The 19,894-nt window shown below is 43.8% G+C and carries 8 protein-coding genes and 3 pseudogenes; 8 read left to right on the forward strand and 3 right to left on the reverse strand.

The window, feature by feature from the left end; all coding sequences use genetic code 11:
* Window positions 1-77: 77 nt before the first annotated feature.
* Window positions 78-644: pseudogene (locus R7040_RS03205) on the forward strand (helix-turn-helix transcriptional regulator); the annotation flags it as partial.
* A gap of 34 nt (window positions 645-678) precedes the next feature.
* On the opposite strand, the gene R7040_RS03210 reads toward R7040_RS03205, so the two are convergent.
* Window positions 679-1,455 carry a PTS sugar transporter subunit IIA gene (locus R7040_RS03210; protein ID WP_005499695.1) on the reverse strand — a complete coding sequence of 259 codons (777 nt, stop codon included), beginning with the start codon at window positions 1,453-1,455 and terminating at the stop codon, window positions 679-681.
* 8 nt (window positions 1,456-1,463) lie between these two features.
* A complete protein-coding gene (locus R7040_RS03215; RefSeq protein ID WP_318081052.1) occupies window positions 1,464-1,766 on the reverse strand; it encodes a PTS fructose transporter subunit IIB in 303 nt (100 codons plus the stop codon).
* A gap of 267 nt (window positions 1,767-2,033) precedes the next feature.
* Here R7040_RS03215 and R7040_RS03220 point away from each other — a divergent pair, with 267 nt between their 5' ends.
* The 6 genes and pseudogenes from R7040_RS03220 to R7040_RS03240 all read left to right on the forward strand — a co-directional run bounded on the left by R7040_RS03220 (window position 2,034) and on the right by R7040_RS03240 (window position 7,581).
* Complete coding sequence (locus tag R7040_RS03220) at window positions 2,034-3,902, forward strand: fructose-specific PTS transporter subunit EIIC (protein WP_258470642.1); 1,869 nt, start codon at window positions 2,034-2,036, stop codon at window positions 3,900-3,902.
* Between the two features lie 132 nt (window positions 3,903-4,034).
* A pseudogene (locus R7040_RS03225) lies at window positions 4,035-4,813 on the forward strand (IS5 family transposase).
* Between the two features lie 316 nt (window positions 4,814-5,129).
* Window positions 5,130-5,780: pseudogene (locus R7040_RS03230) on the forward strand (sodium:calcium antiporter); the annotation flags it as partial.
* Window positions 5,781-6,002: 222 nt separating this feature from the next.
* Entirely contained in the window at window positions 6,003-6,233 is a 231-nt protein-coding gene (locus R7040_RS30560; RefSeq protein WP_372059718.1) for a mechanosensitive ion channel domain-containing protein, read from the forward strand.
* 87 nt (window positions 6,234-6,320) lie between these two features.
* Window positions 6,321-6,461: a hypothetical protein gene (locus R7040_RS30565; RefSeq protein ID WP_372059719.1), complete on the forward strand. Its 141-nt coding sequence runs from the start codon at window positions 6,321-6,323 to the stop codon at window positions 6,459-6,461.
* A gap of 544 nt (window positions 6,462-7,005) precedes the next feature.
* Window positions 7,006-7,581, forward strand: coding sequence for a hypothetical protein (locus R7040_RS03240; protein ID WP_064354833.1), 576 nt, complete (start codon window positions 7,006-7,008; stop codon window positions 7,579-7,581).
* 311 nt (window positions 7,582-7,892) lie between these two features.
* Here R7040_RS03240 and R7040_RS03245 read toward each other — a convergent pair whose 3' ends face one another.
* Window positions 7,893-8,867: a peptidoglycan DD-metalloendopeptidase family protein gene (locus R7040_RS03245; RefSeq protein ID WP_021707562.1), complete on the reverse strand. Its 975-nt coding sequence runs from the start codon at window positions 8,865-8,867 to the stop codon at window positions 7,893-7,895.
* 253 nt (window positions 8,868-9,120) lie between these two features.
* Here R7040_RS03245 and R7040_RS03250 point away from each other — a divergent pair, with 253 nt between their 5' ends.
* Window positions 9,121-19,662, forward strand: coding sequence for a tandem large repeat (locus R7040_RS03250; RefSeq protein WP_318081053.1), 10,542 nt, complete (start codon window positions 9,121-9,123; stop codon window positions 19,660-19,662).
* Window positions 19,663-19,894 lie beyond the last annotated feature (232 nt).

The following is a 19,894-nucleotide window of genomic DNA, read 5'->3' on the forward strand; positions in this document are numbered from 1 at the left end:
GGCTACGATGATTAACTGATGTAACCGATCAGATCGTAACTTCCTGATTTAGTTCCATCGAATTACGCAACAAAGCCTTGTTTGGGCGTCGACAACTTGGGTTAAGTTTGGTGAGCAAACGCAAAGGTGAGGCAAACTTTTACGATATTCAAAAGCATAGCATCCAAACACGCTCAGGATTTGCGATAGATAACATCTTAGAAGCGTTGAGCTCACTGGCTCGTGAGAATACTAAAAAACCAATGGATGAGCTTTTACTGCAAGCATTACTGCAATACGCGAAGACGATGTTGGATGCACCAGTCGAGCAGCAGTCACATAGCCGTGTGCAAGATCTCTATCAAGGGATTTGTATCTACATTCAAGAGAACTTCCATCGCCCAATCACGCGTGACAGCATTGCGTCGAGATTCAGTATTTCCTCGAACCATTTGTCGCGCTTGTTCCGTCAGCAGGGGCACATGACCTTGGCAGACTACATTACTTGGGTACGCGTGGATCGTGCGAAGTTTATGCTCAAGAAATACAACTTCAAACTCAATGACGTGTCAGTGCGCTGTGGATTTAAAGACGTGAACTATTTCTGCCGAGTATTTAAGAACCGCACAGGCAGAACGCCGACGGAATATCGTGGTTCGATTTAAGCCTTCAGTCAGAGTGCGTAAATCATAGAAAAGTTTAGGCGAGCAGCCTCGACATGGCGTACATCAGCAGCGCTTGTAAGTCGACGCTGCTTTTTGTTAGTAGTAGGCGTTCCGCCATTTGATCGGTAAGCAGATTTCGTGTGAGATTAGTGGCCGCAATGATCTGTTCTCGGGTCGGCTTTTCTGGCATCACCAGTGCTATAGCCAGATGAACATCACCCATCTTTGAAGCCCAATCCATCGACTTGTCATTTGCAATAACGGCAATGGAAATATGGTCAACACCTGAAAACATCACATGCGGTAGAGCGATCCCCGGAGTCACGCAAGTTGATGAACGTTCTTCACGTTTAATAAAAGCAAGGATCAGTTCGTCAGGATGAATAGGGTGGATCAGTTGAGCTAATCCTTTAAGACATTCAAACTTGGTGAGCTCGGTATGTGCTTTGGCGTAGTGCCATTTGATTTCACAAGGTGGGCAAATTTGCGGTAAACGCTCGGCCAGTTGGCTAGAAAACTCATAGTTGATATGAGATCCCACCACCGTAAAGTGTTCAGCAATCATGTCTTTGATGACGAAGCAGGCCAGCTCTGCGTCAATGCCAATCGCTGTGATTTGACACAAATCACCTTGTTGTAGACCTGCTTGCAAAATCGCCACGGACTTGGTGAGTTCCGCAACACGATTTTGCGTTACATTAATGATATGTAAGGTACTTTTGAACTTCTTTGCCACTCGATTGAGTGGCTGAGCAAGGTGCGCACTGGCATTTGCATTATCGACGAAAAAGGTGATTTGGTATTCGTTCATCTGCAAATTTAGTCGCGGCAGTGGACGAGGAATACTTTGTCGACGTTTAGCAAAACCTCTTCAATGGGGATTTGAATTTTGCGCGTCCCTTCGAATCGGCCAGGTTGTTCTATCTCAATATCCGACACAATCAAAACCCGATCCGCTTGAGCGATATCGTGAGGAGTGAGCTGATTTTCTATCCCCATCGCACCTTGCGTTTCTACTTTAATTTGCACGTTATGTTTTAGCGCAGCTTTCATTAGTGCATCTGCCGCCATATAAGTATGAGCGATGCCTGTAGGGCATGCTGTCACCGCTACGATTTTCATGTTCTATCCATTTTATTTTTTGTGGATATTAGCACAGCCACCGCAGATTTAATTGATTTGAGCTGGATTAACGCAAGAGCTCTATCACAGTTTGAATCTCATGTTACATTAATCCAGTTAATGCACTTTTAGTCCTATATATCAAAGGGTAGGCACTGGTTAATCTATGCCCAAATAAAATGAGTAGGAACGCATACGAGCCAGGGGATCCTGTATCTCAAACTCACTTGGGTATATATTCGAGCGTGAATATTGGAAGGTAAAACAATGGACATCACAAACCTAATTGAGCTGGAAACGATATGTTTAGATCTAAAAGCTCAAACCAAAGATGAAGCGCTCAAAGAGCTGGTCGAGATGCTAGAGGCCGCCGGCAAACTCAATAGTCAAAGCCAGTTCTTGGCAGATATCTGGAAACGAGAAGAGATCGGTAACACAGGATTTGATGATGGTATTGCGATCCCTCATGCCAAAAGTGATGCTGTAGCGAAACCGGCTGTCGCGGTCGGGATCAGCCGTAATGGGATTGATTATGGCGCCGAAGATGGCGAGCTGTCCGATGTGTTTTTCATGCTGGCGTCTCCAGATGGTGATGATCATCATCACATTGAAGTATTGGCACAAATTTCCACCAAAATTATCGAAGACGGCTTTGTTGAAAAGCTCAAACAGGCTCAATCGCGAGAAGAAGCGCTTGAGATGCTGACTGATATTCAAACCCAATCCAATGAATTTCTCCCAACTTCTTTAGAATTTGCATCAGAACCCCTGAGCCCTTGGGCGCAAAAACTTGGTCGCATTAAAGAGCACTTGCTGTTTGGCACATCCCACATGATCCCGTTTATCGTTGCGGGCGGTGTGTTGTTGTCGTTGTCGGTGATGATCTCTGGTCACGGTGGTGTACCACAAGAGGGCATTTTGGCCGATATTGCTCAAATGGGGATTGCTGGCCTGACATTGTTTACTGCCGTTCTTGGCGGTTACATTGCTTATTCCATTGCCGACAAGCCGGGCCTTGCGCCGGGTATGATTGGATCTTGGATTGCGGTCAGTCATTACAATACGGGTTTTTTAGGTGCAATTGTGGTCGGCTTTTTTGCTGGCTTTGTCGTTTGGCTATTAAAGAAAATTCAGCTACCAGACAGCATGAGTTCGCTTGGCTCGATTTTTATTTATCCGCTAGTGGGGACGTTTGTTACTTGCGGCGCGGTGATGTGGGTGATAGGCGCTCCGATTGCCAGCGCAATGACCACCATGAACGAGGTGCTGACGGGCATGGCGGGCTCAGGCAAAGTGATGCTCGGAACTGTGCTTGGGGCCATGACCGCGTTTGATATGGGCGGCCCAATTAACAAAGTGGCGACGTTGTTTGCTCAAACCCAAGTGAACACGCAACCATGGTTGATGGGCGGGGTCGGTATTGCGATTTGTACGCCGCCATTGGGTATGGCACTAGCCACGTTTTTGGCGCCGAGTAAATTTAAGCGAGATGAACGCGAAGCGGGGAAAGCCGCAGGTATTATGGGGATGATCGGCATCAGCGAAGGTGCGATTCCTTTTGCCGCTGGCGACCCTGCACGAGTGTTACCCGCTATTGTGGCGGGTGGCATTGTCGGTAACGTGATTGGCTTTATGTTCCACGTAATGAACCATGCACCGTGGGGCGGTTGGATTGTTCTCCCTGTTGTGGATGGAAAAATTGGTTACATCATCGGCACGATTGCTGGTTCTGTTACCACCGCGTTGATCGTGATTGCACTAAAGAAAACCGTCACAGAAGATGAGAGCTACAAAGGTCATTCTCAAGTATATGGTTCTGTTCAAGGCGAAGGTGAGGCGGATGTTTTGGCGGTTACATCTTGTCCATCAGGTGTGGCACATACGTTCTTAGCGGCGAAGTCATTGGAAAAAGCAGCTTGTGCACTCGGCATTAAGATTAAAGTCGAAACCCAAGGGGCGAATGGCGTCATCAACCGAATTACCGAGAAAGACATCAAGAAAGCGAAGTTTGTGATCTTTGCTCATGATGTCGCGATCAAAGAACCGGAACGTTTTCGAAAAGTAAAAGTGTTGGATGTCAGTACTAAGGATGCCTTGCTTCATCCCATTGCTTTATTGCAAAACAAGAATGAATAGCTATCTTTTAGTTAGCACTTTCTTCGTTAAATTTACTATATATTTGGTCGACTAAGTCGGTAAACTGGCTCCAATTTGGACTATCGAGCACTACCTCAGAGTAGTACGATCTTGAAACCAGTTTGGCCATGGATGACATCTCTAATCAACCGTGGTTCTCTCACTTTCTGGATTGATGAAGAAGCCATTCGCAAGTGGAAGTAGAATAAGCAAGGTAAACGTGGTAAACCTTGTCAGTTCAGAGGTTTAGCCATTATCACTGTGCTTATAGTGAAACGAGTTTTCTCAATACCGTTGAGAACATTGCAAGGGTTTATCGATTCTGTTTTTTTCATTGGCTAACGTCCCTATAGCCTGTCCACATTACAGTTGTATCAGTCGAAGAGCTAAGCAAGTCGAGGTTTTATTTAAACCAAAGACTAGATGTGTAATATATCATCTAGCCCTCGATGCGGCAGGTCTCAAGGTCTATGGTGAAGGTAAACGGAAGGTCAAGAAGCATGGACTGGCGGGAAGTGTAGAGTCTGGAGAAAATGGCATTGAGCTATCGATACCAGCACTTACGAAATCGTTGCGGCAGAACTGATTTTATCTAATGTTACCTATGCAGAAGTCCTCCCTTACTTGCTCAAGCAAACAAGTCGTAAAATCATAGCGATATTAGGTGATGGCGCTTATGACACAGGGGATTGTCACGATGTCATACGTATCCAAGTGTAAGTGGAAAAAAACGATACGGCTACCATAAACGCTCACTATCAGAGACAGCAATGTATCGAGTGAAGAAGTTGTTAGTTGAGCGGTTAAGCCAGAGAAACTACAATGCTCAGGTTGATGAAACTTACGCCATGATTAAAGAGTTGAACAAACTTACAGGGTTTGGTATGCCTGAAACTCAGTGTGCTGTATAAGAATTGCTCAACTTCAGGCAGTTTGGTGCTCTGACCGAATTACGCAACAAAGACCCGCTTGGTTCTAAAAGCACTCGTCTGGACTACCGATGTGAAGAATATGAAGAGTTAGCTAAAACAGAATCAAATAAATTTAACCGAGGAGAGAAAATGAATCGAGATATAGGCTTATAGGTTTCGCCTAGCTATTTAACAAAGTATTTAATATTGATTCGAAACACGTGGCATTACCAGTTAAAATTGAGTTTAGTGTTTACGGTGCAATGGATTTGTTCTGATCCATTGATACTGAATACTCTCGTAAGGGACTTTTTCCATACTTTTAGTCATTACGCTTGGCGTTGGTGCAATGCTATGGAATCACCATATCAGCACGTTAGAAGCCTGGACTTTGATTGGTGGATTCATGCTTTTGATTGGTTGGTCAATCTGGAGCGCACTACGCTCAAAGGGAGACTACTTAGAGCAATAGATGGGCTACGAACTGTCTAGCCAACGTATGTCACAGAAGTCTTCCATTTTCTGGCTGTTTACAGGGTTAGTGTTACTGATTATCAGCTCGCGCATTTTGGTGTGGGGAGCTGTGGAAATCCCACAACAACTCGGTGTCAGCGATTTATTGATTGGCCTAACTATTGTGACCTTAGGAACGTCGTTACCCTAATTAGCGGCATCTATAGTGGCGGCTCGTAAAGGCGAGCATGATATAGCTGTGGGTAATGTGGTAGGCTCAAATATGTTTAACTCCTTAGCAGTCATCGGTATTGCGGGCACCATTACACCTATTGCCAATATTGGTGCTGAAGTCTTCTGGCGTGACTGGACATCGATGCTTTTTGTCACGGGATTACTGTTGTTGACCGCTGCTCGTTTTGGCAAATCACAGACAATTTCTCTCAGTGAGGGCGTTGTTCTGTTGGTGTGTTATTTGGGATACAACAGTTATCTAATCTATGGAGCGCTTTAATACATAAATATTGAACAGTGAACTTATTGAGTCACGCAGTAACTATGGAACACATTACGGTTTTTTATGATACGCATTAGGCACTCGTTGTGCTGATCTTGCAAAATACGCTCTTGACAATTTTATCTTGGCTTATGTGGTATCCAAGCTCGTCAACCTCGGGATATTTAAAAAGACAGACAAAGTCAGTGGTGGAGATGAAATTATCGCTCGCTGTCTCAAGTGGCTTCTTATGCGGTTTGTTTAGTCGCACTTGTAGATGTTGCCAGTTTGGTAGCTTTAGTGGGGGCAGCGGGTTTAGCGATTGGTTTGGCTCTGAAAGGCACCCTGAGCAACACTGCCGCAGGTACCATGATTTTATTTCTGAAGCCGAACAAAAAAGGTGGGTTTGTTGAATTCGGAAGCTGCTCAGGTAGCTTGGTTGATATTGGTTTATTCACTCCCGTGTTTTAGACGGCAGATGGCCTTTACATTTCTAGTTAGTACAGTGTTATTTGGAGCTCAACTGTTTGTAATTTTAGTCATAGCAACAAACGTCGTATGTATATCATGGTTGGTATCTCTTACCAATATTTAGTCGAGGTCGGGTTGAATGTACTTAAAGAACTGGCGTTATCCCAAGCGCATATTATTAAAGATCCTGAGTCTCAAGTAATTGTTCGCATGCTGGCTGATAGTTAGATTGGCCTCCAGCTTTGCGTCTGACGTCCAACGGATAAATACTGAGAAACCTATTGGTCGGTGCAGAAGCAAGTGAAGCTAAATATCAATACGGCTGGGTTAGCTATATTCCTTTTCCCTCAGAGAAATCTTTACATGAAGTGGTTGTACAGTAATACTGAAGGTAACTTTCTTACCTATGGTTTTTTAGTAAACTGTCGGGTTCACAAAAATATCAACTTATGGTTCCTTTAAGTGATATCAACAAATGGTTGCTTTTTGAGTAAGCTATTGAAGTGAAAGAAATCGTAGATATCACTTTATGGTTGTTTCGATAGGAGGTTTGAATCATTATGAGCCGTAAGTAGCGCTCTTTTTGTCTCAGTTTTCTTAGCGGCGATGTATTCGTGTATACATGCAACGGTTTTTAGAGATAGGTTGGAATATTAGTCGAAATTTGAAACTGTAAACGCGTTTTTGGGACTAGAATTAAGTGTCATGAAGATAATATTTGTCATTATCTTCAAATTCTTGTGAAGAAAGAACCAGTTTGGAAACCAGCTTAATGAGTATATACCAGGTAAGAAACCTCAATCGTTACTTTAAAGTTCTTGAGCATGATCCGTATCAGAGGGCCATAGATGCGGGCGATGATGACCTGTTGAATAGGCTTTTCAATGAGCCAGTAAGAGCAGAGGGCTTGTCTGATGTTTGGGTAGAAGAGAGTGTTCAATTTACGGCTCACTACAAGACATCGGTAAAAAAACCTGACATATCTGTTTGGGGAACGTGTTTAGTGCTGACGCTGCGAGCGGCTGAAGTGCTTAAACCATACATTGAAACAGATGGTGAGTTTTTACCTATAGTGATTGATGGTGAGAAGTTTCAGGTTTTCAATGTCATGAGTTTTGGAGAAGAAGACCAGGAAAATACGAAACACGAGTATATTGATGAGCATCCGGTTGGCTTGAAGTCGCTTAAGTTCATCGAGTTGAGCGTTGCAGATAAGTACGTTTTCAAGTCGTTGATGGAAGGATGTGCGTTGCTTTATTGCGATGACAAGCTAAAGAACTTGTGTAATGAGCATGACCTGCGTGGTGTCGAATTCGATCTCGATCTACTAGATGTGTTCGACTACTAGTATACTAGTAAGCCGTTTCATTTTTATTGTCTCGTAGTTACCAATTGATTTTTTCTATGACTACTTAGTAATACTAGTTATGAGTTTCTTTTATGTAATAACGTTTATGGTTGAATTTCTGAGTTTGAAACGTGATGTCACAAAGTATCAATTCATGGGTATGTAAATAAAGATTAGAATCATTAAGAGCCGCATGTAGCGGCTCTTTTTGATCCTGAAATTGGTTAGTGGCGACAGACTACGAAGCGTTCAGAGGGTTGCGAGGACTCGCTTCAGATAAATGAAGAAAGAGCGAATCGAAGTGGCTGTTGTTACCTATTTGACTGCTCATACCGTTGCCATTCCGCTGTTAACTCTGCTTTTTCTTTTCTCGCTGCAATCAGCATTTCTATATTTACGTCAGTGTTTGGGTGCCTTTGAATGTATCGCTCGTAATCAACCGGAACACCATTGATGTGCAGTTCAAGATGTAAATGCGGCCCTGTTGTTCTTCCTGTGTTACCCGTTTTCCCTATCACTTGTCCTCGGCTGATCTTCTCTCCAACATGGACGTTGCGCTGAGATAAGTGTAGGTAGCGTGATACAGAGCCATTTGTGTGGCGGATATTAATGTAGTTGCCTGCAAAACGGTTGTAGCGGGACTTTAAAACGATGCCATCAGCAATACTACGAATCGGTGTACCTACAGGTGTGGCATAATCAGTGCCTAAGTGCGGAGTCGTTATATTGGTCACTGGATGTGTTCGCTTTAAGTCATAGTCAGAGCTCACTCTGTAGTTTTTATCAAAGGGTGAAGAAAACATGAACTGATTATTTATCGACACACCATGCTCATCAAATACGTTACCGTGACCATCATTGATAATAAATAAATCAGTTTTACTGCCTAAATAGTAAAAAGAACTAATGTAAGTTTCATTTTTACTATTTAATTTAGTTCTTAAGATAAAGTTATCACCTCTTTTAATAGAGTCAATAATATTAAACTTGCTTTTGATAAGTGCTAATAGCAAGTTGATCTCTTTTTGACTCACTCCTGATTTTAATAATGAAGCGACAAAAGAGTATTCAACAACACCGGTAGTGATTTTTTGCCTACGAGTCTTCTTTTTAATTGATGGCTGCACATTCTCACTTTCGAATTCTAAAGGCTTGATGGTAGGTAGCCTATCCACAGGAGTGAGGAAGTAGTGAGAAAGCGATACGCTAATCAATATGATTAACGCAGTAGTGATAAGGGCTACGGTAGGAGCTTGCACACTTCTTTTTATTATTAAAATAGTCATTAGTTTTGTTGGTTTATCAATACTGACAGTTGTGCGTAGAGTATAATATTTTAAATAAAAACTAGCATTAAAGCATGAGTAATTCCTCTGTTTTAACTAAGTTAATAATTATAGGATGTAAAAATAATTTTAATAATTCAGTCAAAGTGACGGTTGGCTTGGTGTTTATGCCTATTTTGTTGGTGTTAATGTCACGTTGAGAAAATATTTTTCAATAATATAATCTCGGGAAAATATATTTTGCCAAATTACTATGTTCGCTAAAAATACGCTGAAATTAACATTAGGTCTTACGCTTACATCTCTTTTATTGAGTGCATGTGGTGGTGGTGATGGAGGAGACAACACACCTCCAGCTAGAAGCAAAGGAAGCATTTCCGGTATGGTGTTTGACGCCCCAGTCAATGGCGCCAAGATTGAGGTTTTCGAGTTCAAAAATGGAAACTTAGGTCGGAAGTTGGCTAACACGACGTCTGATGCCTTCGGAAACTATCTGCTAGAGTTTGAATCGTCGTCAATGCCTCTTTTTGTTGTTGCAAAAGAGGGGAGTTATACCGATCCGTTTACAAATGAAACGGTATCTGTGAGCAATGCGAAGACACTTAAATTTGAAGGTGTTGTGAACTTTAAAGAGGGGAGTGAGCAAAAGTTAATGCTTACTCCGCTGTCGAACTTGGCAGCAGGCTTGGCAAAGTACAAAATTTCTCAGGGGGCCACAGATGAAAGTGCCTTTTCAACCGCTTTGGGTAGTATCAATAGCATGTATGGTTTTGACGTAAATGAGACCAAACCTATTGATATTACCAAAGGTGGGCAAAGCAGTTTTGCTAGTGCTGGGCATCAATACGGTGCTTTATTAACAGCATACTCGTCTTACTCTTACGATCTTATAAAAAAATACGGCAACAGCGATAACGTCTACACTTCGATGCACTTCGCTGACATCCAATATCGGGATGTTATTGCAGATGGTGTTCTTGATGGTCTTGAAGTGAGCAAGACTTCAGGAGCAGTGACTCCCCTCAGCTTTGGACAGAAAAAGATAAACAGCGACGTTTACACACGTGACTTATCTCAGCACGTTTTGATCGTGGTAAACGACCCAAGTATCAATATTTCTGGTACTGATGCTGCCGACTATGTCGACTTTAGTAAGAAGCTTAATGACTTAGGTACATATGGCAGTACAGATGGCATCATTCCACCGCGAGATGGGACGGAGATTGATACCACAGCGCCTATCGTGACACGCATTGACCGTGATGTACTTGCAGGCACCGATAAAGTTGACCTAAAAATTGTTGATGATATCGGTGTAGAAGACGTATCCGCCTTTATTCAGTATCAGATTAATGGCTCTTGGTCTGGTGAATTTCAATGTAACGACATACAAGATTTTGGAAGCACATTCTGTTCGGTTGAATTTGATGATTTTGAAGTTGGCCTTCGAGAGACCAACGTTAAAGTTAACATTAATACTAAAGAGATCGATAGTGTAGATATGAACCCTGCCACAGGGCTCTCAAACGTAACAGCAGCACGGTTAGTCTTATATACAGCGGATGTACTGGGTAATGAGTTAATTCCAGGCAGCCATTCGGGTCTTCATATCAACTTTGAATGGGATAACGATGCGCCTGTTATCGATATTACATCGGCGAGTGCAATTAATAACCAACTTAAAGAATACGTTCTGAAAGGGGTTGTAAAAGAAAGCTCGCAAGAGATTAGTTCTGTCAGTATTTCATTTAAAGATGGCTTACATGAGGGCGTCACATGTTCTCCTGCCACTGTAGAGTCTGGAAATGCTTGTGAGTTTAGTAAGGCTTACCCAACTGATGAATTCCTATCTACGACGGTCTTTGAGGTTCGAGCGAAGGATAGCAAAGGCAATACGGGCTCTGCGCAGCATGCAGTAAGTCGTGACGATCAAGCGCCAGCACAGACGATAACCTATCCTGAAGGTACGTCAATGACGTACGTAAATGTGGGTTTAGATGGTGAACGAACCACTTACGATGGTATCTACTCTCAAGATACGTACACCCCAGACAATGTTCAAGCAAGCCGCGATTTCCTGAAGATTGACTATGCGTACGCAAGTTTAGGGATTCAGAGCTCATTAAAAGGGATAGATTTTAGTAACTTCAACGCTAATTTATTGAAAGAGAATAAAATCCCTTATGTTCGTGTGAAAGTATCAGACGTAAATACCGATACGGTTTTAGGCTCCAACGCTAATAAGCTAAAGCTCGTCGTCAAGTACTACGTAAGCCAAAACAACGATAACAACTACTCACTTCAGCAAGTTATTGACACAACCGCATCAGATGACGATTACATCGCAAAAATTCCGCACGAAACGCTGTTAGATAGCAATGGGCGAGTAGAGGATGTCATCTATTACATTCCTTTTGTAAGAGATATTTTGGGTGACAGCTTTAAATCGGTATCAGAAAACAGTAGTCAAAAGTTAGTCATTCAAACCGTCGATGAGTCTGATAACGAAAGCACTCCAAGAGAAGTATATTTTAGAAGTAGCTTTGACCTACCAACCATAAAAGTGGTGACACCATTTATTGGTGCGCGAGCTCAACTTGAAGGGTTGAGCCCAAGTGGTGAATTCACTTCACTTGCAAGTTGTACCACTATCCAGCAACTGGAAAGTGACCAGTCTATGGCTCTTGACGTAGCGAGCTGTGAAACCACAACTGACGTAGTGAATTATGATTTCATGCGTGTTCGTTTAATTGGTATCGAAGGTAGTGAGCCATACTATTACCAATGGAAAAGAGATCCAGGGACCAAGAAAGTAACGGTTGACTTAAACAAGGCCAATATTGGTGTGTATTTTAAGCTCAACGGTTCTCAAACTTACTATATTACTGAACTATCGACATATCAGACTGGTTTGTTTGATTTCCAGTGGGATCAAGTGACAGCGGGAGAGAAAACTTCAGAACGTGCGATTCAAATTCTTGATGAGGTGCGCTACGCGTTATCAGGTACGAATAACAACTCATTCTTTGGGTTTGATCCAACGGTTGTGTCTTATGCAACCAATGAAATGCTTACGACTAAAGCGATTCCAGACAAGCCATCAAATGACTATCTACACCGATTCCTTGTTGAAGCAATTGATAGTATTGCCGAGAGAATGCCAAGAAATAACTCATTAGATTTTGCATCTGCTATTTACGATGATTTTAGCTACGATGGAAAAGCAAATGGTATAGGGGCCGGAGGAAGTCAAGTTACGCTCGATTCTTACACGTTTGGCGCTGAAACTTACCGAAAAGATCTGGCGCAATCCTATTATGAAATCATGGCGAGCAAATACGGTATTGAGACCAATATCGCGCAGCTCTATGCTGATGATATTTCGATGGCTAATCCTGACTTAAATGGTAAGAACATTTTTGATACAGAGGGTAGCAGTATCGATACCTTGCCGCCGCAGCCAAAATTAACCATTGAAAGCGGTAGAGAGACGATGGTTGGTAATAGGCTTTATATCGCTGGCGAGGTTGTTTCTAAAATTGTCCTAGACGATCCTTCTGGTATTGTAGGAACCGACGCTTACGGTCCGAAGTTTAGCACGATGTGGTATCAAGCTAATGAGCCAAATATCGAAATACCACTGGACATCAACATCGTAGAAAACTCAGACAGCAGCAATGCTTATCGAAAAGAGTACTTCTTCACCCTTAACTCCCAGTCTAGTGAACTAAAAGATATTATAGAGTTTGCCGTGGAGACCAGTGCTATGGACCCACATGGCAATGCGTATGGTTACAATGGTAAATCTCCGTTTATAGAATCGGTGTTTATTGATAACGACTTCCCTAAGGCCAGTTACCTTCCACCGAATGATGTCGATGGTAAACCTGTAGAAAACGGTATTTATTTAAATGCGAACAATACTCATGAATTAACCTTCAAGGTTGAGGATATTGTTGGTGATAAGCTTGCCTCGAGGGGCCTTGTTTTCTACCAGCAAACCGGTGAAAAAGTAACATATACACCAGAAAACTTTGCAAGTAACTCGAAAGACGCGTTTAAAGTCAAACTATGTACGGGCGAGATTTGTTCAAATCAAGGCTCTACGATTTATCCTGGTGATGGAGATTGGTTAGTTGTTGCAGCAGCAGAGGACAACTTAGGTAACTCCGTTTCAGAGTTAACTAGCACCGCTCCGAGATTCAATATTCGTATCGACTCTGAAGCCCCTATTGTAAAAAGTGAGCAGGTTCAAAGCCGTTTAGGTGGTAATAACCAATGGACACCTGTCATTGATTGGGGGACGTTAAGCTCTGGCAATAACGTAAAAATAGATTTGCGCCGCGGATCTGGTCAGGCTCTGACATTAGAAAGCTGTGACCCTCTAACAGAGGCGTGTGACGTACCATACCTAGTTGGTGAACAGCCTGACGTCAAAGTCCAACTGGTTTCAAAAGCATTTGATTACGATGAATGGAATGAATTTTACGTCACTGCGACGGACAACGCTTACCCTGCCAATGTTAGTACAACAGGGAAATTTACCTTCCAAGTCGATAACAAAGGCCCTGAAATCATCCTAAATACGCCTTGGGTTGAAGACACATTGTCTAAAGAGAACTATGTCATAGGGCGTGAGTTCAATGTGCGATTTAAATCCGTAATAGACGATTCAGACCTTGAGCAAGTCTCGCTGTATCAAAGTGGTAAAGATTCGCCAATTAAGACAATTGTGCCAACGGATTCATCTAAAGAGTTTGTCATGTCTCTTATCAAGAGTGACACAGATAAAATAGACATTTCTGAAGATGAAAAAACAACGTCATTGTATGTAAAAGCAACCGATATATATGGTTTTGAGTCTAGTTCTAACACGCACAAGGTTATTCTTGATCGTGATGGGCCAACATTAGGATTAAGTGGTTTCAATGCGAATGACTACTACTTAGGTAACTATGTCTTTGACCTAACGGCGCTAGACCTAAATGCTAACGGTGATGTTTCAATTAATGGCGTAAATAGAGAAAGCCTAGAGTATTGGACGTTTAGCGATCTGGAACCATTACCTGGCTCTCCTGGTACAAAAATCAATGAGGATCTCAAAGTGAGCCTTGGTGATTTAGGTACGGGTACACACAAGATTCGTTTAAAAGGGTCTGATGTTCGTGGCAACACAACCTTAACCAGTGATGAGCAAGATTTTACCGTCAAAGTGTACAACTCAATCCCGCAGGTGACGCTGGCGATGAGTTACACGGATGGAACGCCAATTACAAACAACACCATCTATCAAGATGGGAATATCGTACTTACGCTTGATATTGTTGATGATAGTGGCGTTGATCGAATTGACTCAACGTATAGATTTTCTGGTGAGCAAAACGGGACTAACTTTACGTTCTCAGAAACCGCAGATGGCACTTGGACCGCAACGTTGCTTTCTACACAAATTGCCAAAGATGGTAATTATGAACTTGATATCAAGGTTTATAACAAAGTTCGTTACCTTGATGAAAAAGACCGAAAGGTTGGAAAAGTAAACCAAACCTTTAGCGTACAGCGTGAAGGCGTGGTTCTAACAGTTGAAAGCCCGCTGGACTTCCAAAATTACTTATCTGATGGTGTTCTTGATGTCACCTTTACTACATTGAGTGCGGTCAAAGCCAAAACGTTAGAGTGTTGGGTTCGTGAAGAATACAACTCTCTAGATGCGCCACCAACTAATGAGCAACCAACTTCTGGCGTTATCAACGTATCGCAAGAACCTTACAGTTGTAGTGTCAATGTTGGGCAAAACATGACCAAAGCACCTGTTACTTTGATCACTAAAACCTTGGGTACAAATGGGCGTGAAACGATCAACAAGTTCAATTTCTCGATGGTGGATATTGATGCACCGACAGTCGTGGATGGTAACTCATACAGTTTTAAAGGAAGTGATGTTTGGTTTGATGAAGCTTTGAAGAAGAAGATGCTCACATTTGAGCTCTCTTTTAATGATGCTTTATCAGGCGTGAATACCGAAAGTTCAGATGAATATCCAAAGTTGGTTCGTAATCTTGGCAACAAAGCTTATACACCAACGACTTGTGCCAAAGGTGTTGGAAATATCAAGTGTACGTATTCTGAACCCTATGCCGATATTATTGATGGCCTGAGTACAACTCAAGAATACAAAATCAAGAACTTATCTGATTTAGCAGGAAACTTGACGCCAGAGCACGATCTACTGCTTGAATTACCTAAAGGTTCGGTAGTCGTCGAAATTACTGATCCGGTTGGAAACACAACCATTAATGGTCAGCAGCTTGTCGCCAAATTCAGAATTAAGCTGTATGAAAACTCTAGACTAGACAATGTGATGGCCAGATTTGGAACGGAATCCTACAACTATAAAGATAACCCGGAGAAGTTTGCACAATTAGAGGTGTGTGCAGATGACCCAACCTACAAGTGTTCAACATTTACGAGTGAACTTCCTAGCGATGCGGATGGAAAAACGATCAGGACAACGATTATCGCAACGGATGTGTGGTCGAGAGTCGGTGAAGCGACCGTTGATATTAAAGTTGACAACACACCTCCAAGTGTTGGCGATGAGATTATCGTAACTGAATCGCCAACAAATCCAGATAACGTTCGTTTTCGTTTCGACATAACGGACACTGGTAGCAGCCTGGCAAAAGTAAACTATTCGGTTTTAAACCCAAGCTATCAAGAAGAAAGAGTAGAGGATGGGAACGGTTCATCTACGTACTTTGAACTATCAAAATCTCAGCTAGAGGGGCGTGGTTCAATCACGGTTGATATCAAAGCGACAGATAGCGTCGGACTGTATTCTGATATCAGAAAAGTCATTGATATTAGTGTTCCTAAAGTCACAGTTGATTTCGATGGAATTACGAGTTTGCAGGGTGGGAAACTGTTTTTAACCAAGGCGAGCCAGCCGTTTACGGTATCTACGGTGGAAGGAGAAAGAGTGAAAGCTTCACAATATTCTGTGGAGCTTATTCCAAGCCTCGGTGATTCCTTGCGTTACTCAGGTGATGTTATCTCATCTAGTGGTAATGGAATGATGAACTTTGCCGTCGATAACCAAGGGGCATATACCCTTAAGGTGACGGTGACGGACTCAGTTGGAAGAGAGAATACAAGCTTTGAATTACTAGGCAAAAGTTATGATGGACAAGTGATCGAGTCTATTGTTGATTATGACGCTCCAAGTATTTCGGGCTTAAGTGCTAATCAAACCTCTAAGGTGCCGACAAACGATAAGTATCAACTAGAAATTAGTGCATACATTACAGATAAAAATTTAAATCTCGTCACGTCAAAAGCGGTGAGTGGTGGTAGCACAGTGGCTCCTCAAGCGATTACTGAGCCGACAACCGAAGCGGGGCCTTATGTCATAAGCTATTTGTTACCGAAAGGCGATCATACGATCACGGTGGCAGCAACAGACAAGGTGGATAACAAGAGTGAAAGTTCTATTGACGCGCATGTGGAAGCGGCAACCGTTCCCGGGCTAAGTATCTCTACCGCCTCAAGCGCCCCTCTTTTTGGAGGCGAAGAGATTACGCTTGCGTTTAACTTTACAGAAGAAGTTACGAACTTTGATATCTCAGATGTCCATCTTGTCGCTAGTGATAACGGCGCAACAGGAACGTTAAAGCAAGATACGTGGTCCACTTCAGACAACGTTACGTGGACGGTTAATTACATCAGTCCAGAAAAGCAAGATAAAAACATAACAATACAGGTAGAGGACGATAGCTACCAAAGTACCAACACCATTCCTGGAAAAGGAAGCAGCTTAAGTATCGCGGTTGAAGGAACCTTACCAAAACTAACCAATGTGACATTTAACCCCGAGCATCAGAGTGCGGGTCAAAGCGTGAATGTATCGCTTGAGTTTGACAAAGAGATCCAAGAGGCGACCGCTACGCTTGGCGGCAATCGCATTAGTTCTCTGTCAGCAACGGCAGATAAAAAGGTCTGGGTTGGTGATGTACAAGTTCCGAGCACCGCGCTGTTAAGTGTCGACTTGGTTGTTAGTCAGTTTAAAGATTTGACTGGCAACATAGGTGAGGATAACACCGCTCACGAATTGCCAATCACGCCAACCTTAGCTATTACGCCAGTGGGCAGTGTGGATGAAACGCATGCCGCCACGCTACAATTCGAAGGTACGTCGACACGTTTTGACGGCCAGTCCCTGCGTCTTGAAGTGAAAGCCCAAGGCGGCGCGACGGTATTGAAAAGCAGCAGCGCAACGGTACAAGCCGGTGGCACTTGGACCAGTGACGCGATTGATATGAGTCATCAAACCAATGGCACTTACATCGTGATGGTGACGGGGACGAACTCAGCGGGCATTGAAGTGAGTGAAAGTCAGAGCTTTACACTGGCGCAGTCTTTGCCAACGCTGACTAACGTGACGTTTACGCCTGAGCACCAAGCCATCGGCCAAAGCGTGACGGTAACGCTGGAATTCGATAAAGATCTGCAGTCCGCCGCGGCGGAGTTAGGTGGCACGACGATCACCTCATTAGTGGCAACCGCGGACCCAAGTGTTTGGACTGGTGATGTGGTGGTACCAAGCACGTCGGAGATCAATGTGGCGTTGCTTGTTCGTGACTACCAAGACTTCTCAGGGAATACCGGTAGCCAGAACACGGCTTACTCCATGCCGATCACACCAACCTTAGCTATTACGCCAGTGGGCAGTGTGGATGAAACGCATGCCACCACGCTACAATTCGAAGGTACGTCGACACGTTTTGACGGTCAGTCCCTGCGTCTTGAAGTGAAAGCCCAAGGCAGCGAGACGGTACTAAAAAGCAGCAGTGCAACGGTACAAGCCGGTGGCACTTGGATCAGTGACGCAATGGATATGAGTCACCAAACCAATGGCACTTATACCGTGATTGTGACAGGGACGAACTCAGCTGGCATTGAAGTGAGTGAAAGCCAGAGCTTTACACTGGCGCAGTCTCTGCCAACGCTGACTAACGTGACGTTTACGCCTGAGCACCAAGCCATCGGCCAAAGCGTGACGGTGACGCTGGAATTCGATAAAGATCTGCAATCCGCCGCAGCGGAGTTAGGTGGTACCACGATCACTTCATTAGTGGCAACCGCGGACCCAAGCGTTTGGACTGGTGATGTGATGGTACCAAGCACGTCGGAGCTCAAATTGGGGTTGCTTGTTCGTGACTACCAAGACTTCTCAGGGAATACCGGAAGTCAGAGCACGGCTTACTCCATGCCGATCACGCCGACCTTAGCTATTACGCCAGTGGGCAATGTGGATGAAACGCATGCCGCCACACTACAATTCGAAGGCACGTCGACACGTTTTGACGGTCAGTCCCTGCGTCTTGAAGTGAAAGCCCAAGGCAGCGCGACGGTACTAAAAAGCAGCAGTGCAACGGTACAAGCTGGTGGCACTTGGGTCAGTGACGCAATGGATATGAGTCACCAAACCAATGGCACTTATACTGTGATGGTGACGGGGACGAACTCAGCGGGCATTGAAGTGAGTGAAAGCCAGAGCTTTACACTGGCGCAGTCTCTGCCAACGCTGACTAACGTGACGTTTACGCCTGAGCACCAAGCCATCGGCCAAAGCGTGACGGTAACGCTGGAATTCGATAAAGCATTGCAAGGTGCTGTGGCGGAGTTAGGTGGCACGACGATCACTTCATTAGTGGCAACCGCGGACCCAAGTGTTTGGACTGGTGATGTGGTGGTACCAAGCACGTCGGAGCTCAATGTGGGGTTGCTTGTTCGTGACTACCAAGACTTATCAGGGAATACCGGTAGTCAGAACACGGCTTACTCCATGCCGATCACACCAACCTTAGCTATTACGCCAGTGGGTAATGTGGATGAAGCGCATGCCGCCACGCTACAATTTGAAGGTACGTCGACACGCTTTGACGGTCAGTCCCTGCGTCTTGAAGTGAAAGCCCAAGGCAGCGCGACGGTACTAAAAAGCAGCAGCGCAACGGTACAAGCCGGTGGCACTTGGACCAGTGACGCGATTGATATGAGTCACCAAACCAACGGCACTTATACCGTGATTGTGACAGGGACGAACTCAGCCGGCATTGAAGTGAGTGAAAGCCAGAGCTTTACACTGGCGCAGTCTCTGCCAACGCTGACTAACGTGACGTTTACGCCTGAGCACCAAGCCATCGGCCAAAGCGTGACGGTAACGCTGGAATTCGATAAAGCATTGCAAGGTGCTGTGGCGGAGTTAGGTGGCACGACGATCACTTCATTAGTGGCAACCGCGGACCCAAGTGTTTGGACTGGTGATGTGGTGGTACCAAGCACGTCAGAGCTCAATGTGGCGTTGCTTGTTCGTGACTACCAAGACTTATCAGGAAATACCGGTAGTCAGAACACGGCTTACTCCATGCCAATTACACCGACAATACACCTAGACGTTATCAACGATGTTACTGGAGTGGAAAGCGTGACAGTAAGTGGTAGCAGTGAACGATTTGAAGATGGTGAGTTCATAGATATCAAAGCAGTCGACGCTGATGGTACAGAAGCCACAGGCATGGCAACCGTGCTTTCAGACTCATGGACAACTGATTTAGATCTTTCAGGACTGAAGGAGGGGGTAGTGACGATTTATGTAAATGGTACCAACAAGCTTTCCGCCTCTGCCGAAGAGGCTCAAGCAACATTTAACTATGATCGTTTCGCAAGTACAGCCTCCTTAGGTGCTGTTTACAACCGATATTTTAGTGATGACAAAACTTTAAAAAATGCGGCATAAATAAAGCGAGCGTTTAGCTCGCTTTATTTCTTTGGGACTTTTTGTGATATTTATCAAAATAATTGCCTTTATTGATAAGTTACTCGAATTAATGAATCGTCTTAATACAAGGCTGAATAACTATAATAACTAGGCCAATGTTGCTTTTAGGTGTGTATGACGTGATTGTGATGGTCGCTCGGCAGGAGCTGTGGTGAATGTGTCGCGTTGAAAATCTTTTTAAATATTATAT

It is taken from the genome of Vibrio sp. 1069, from assembly GCF_033340555.1.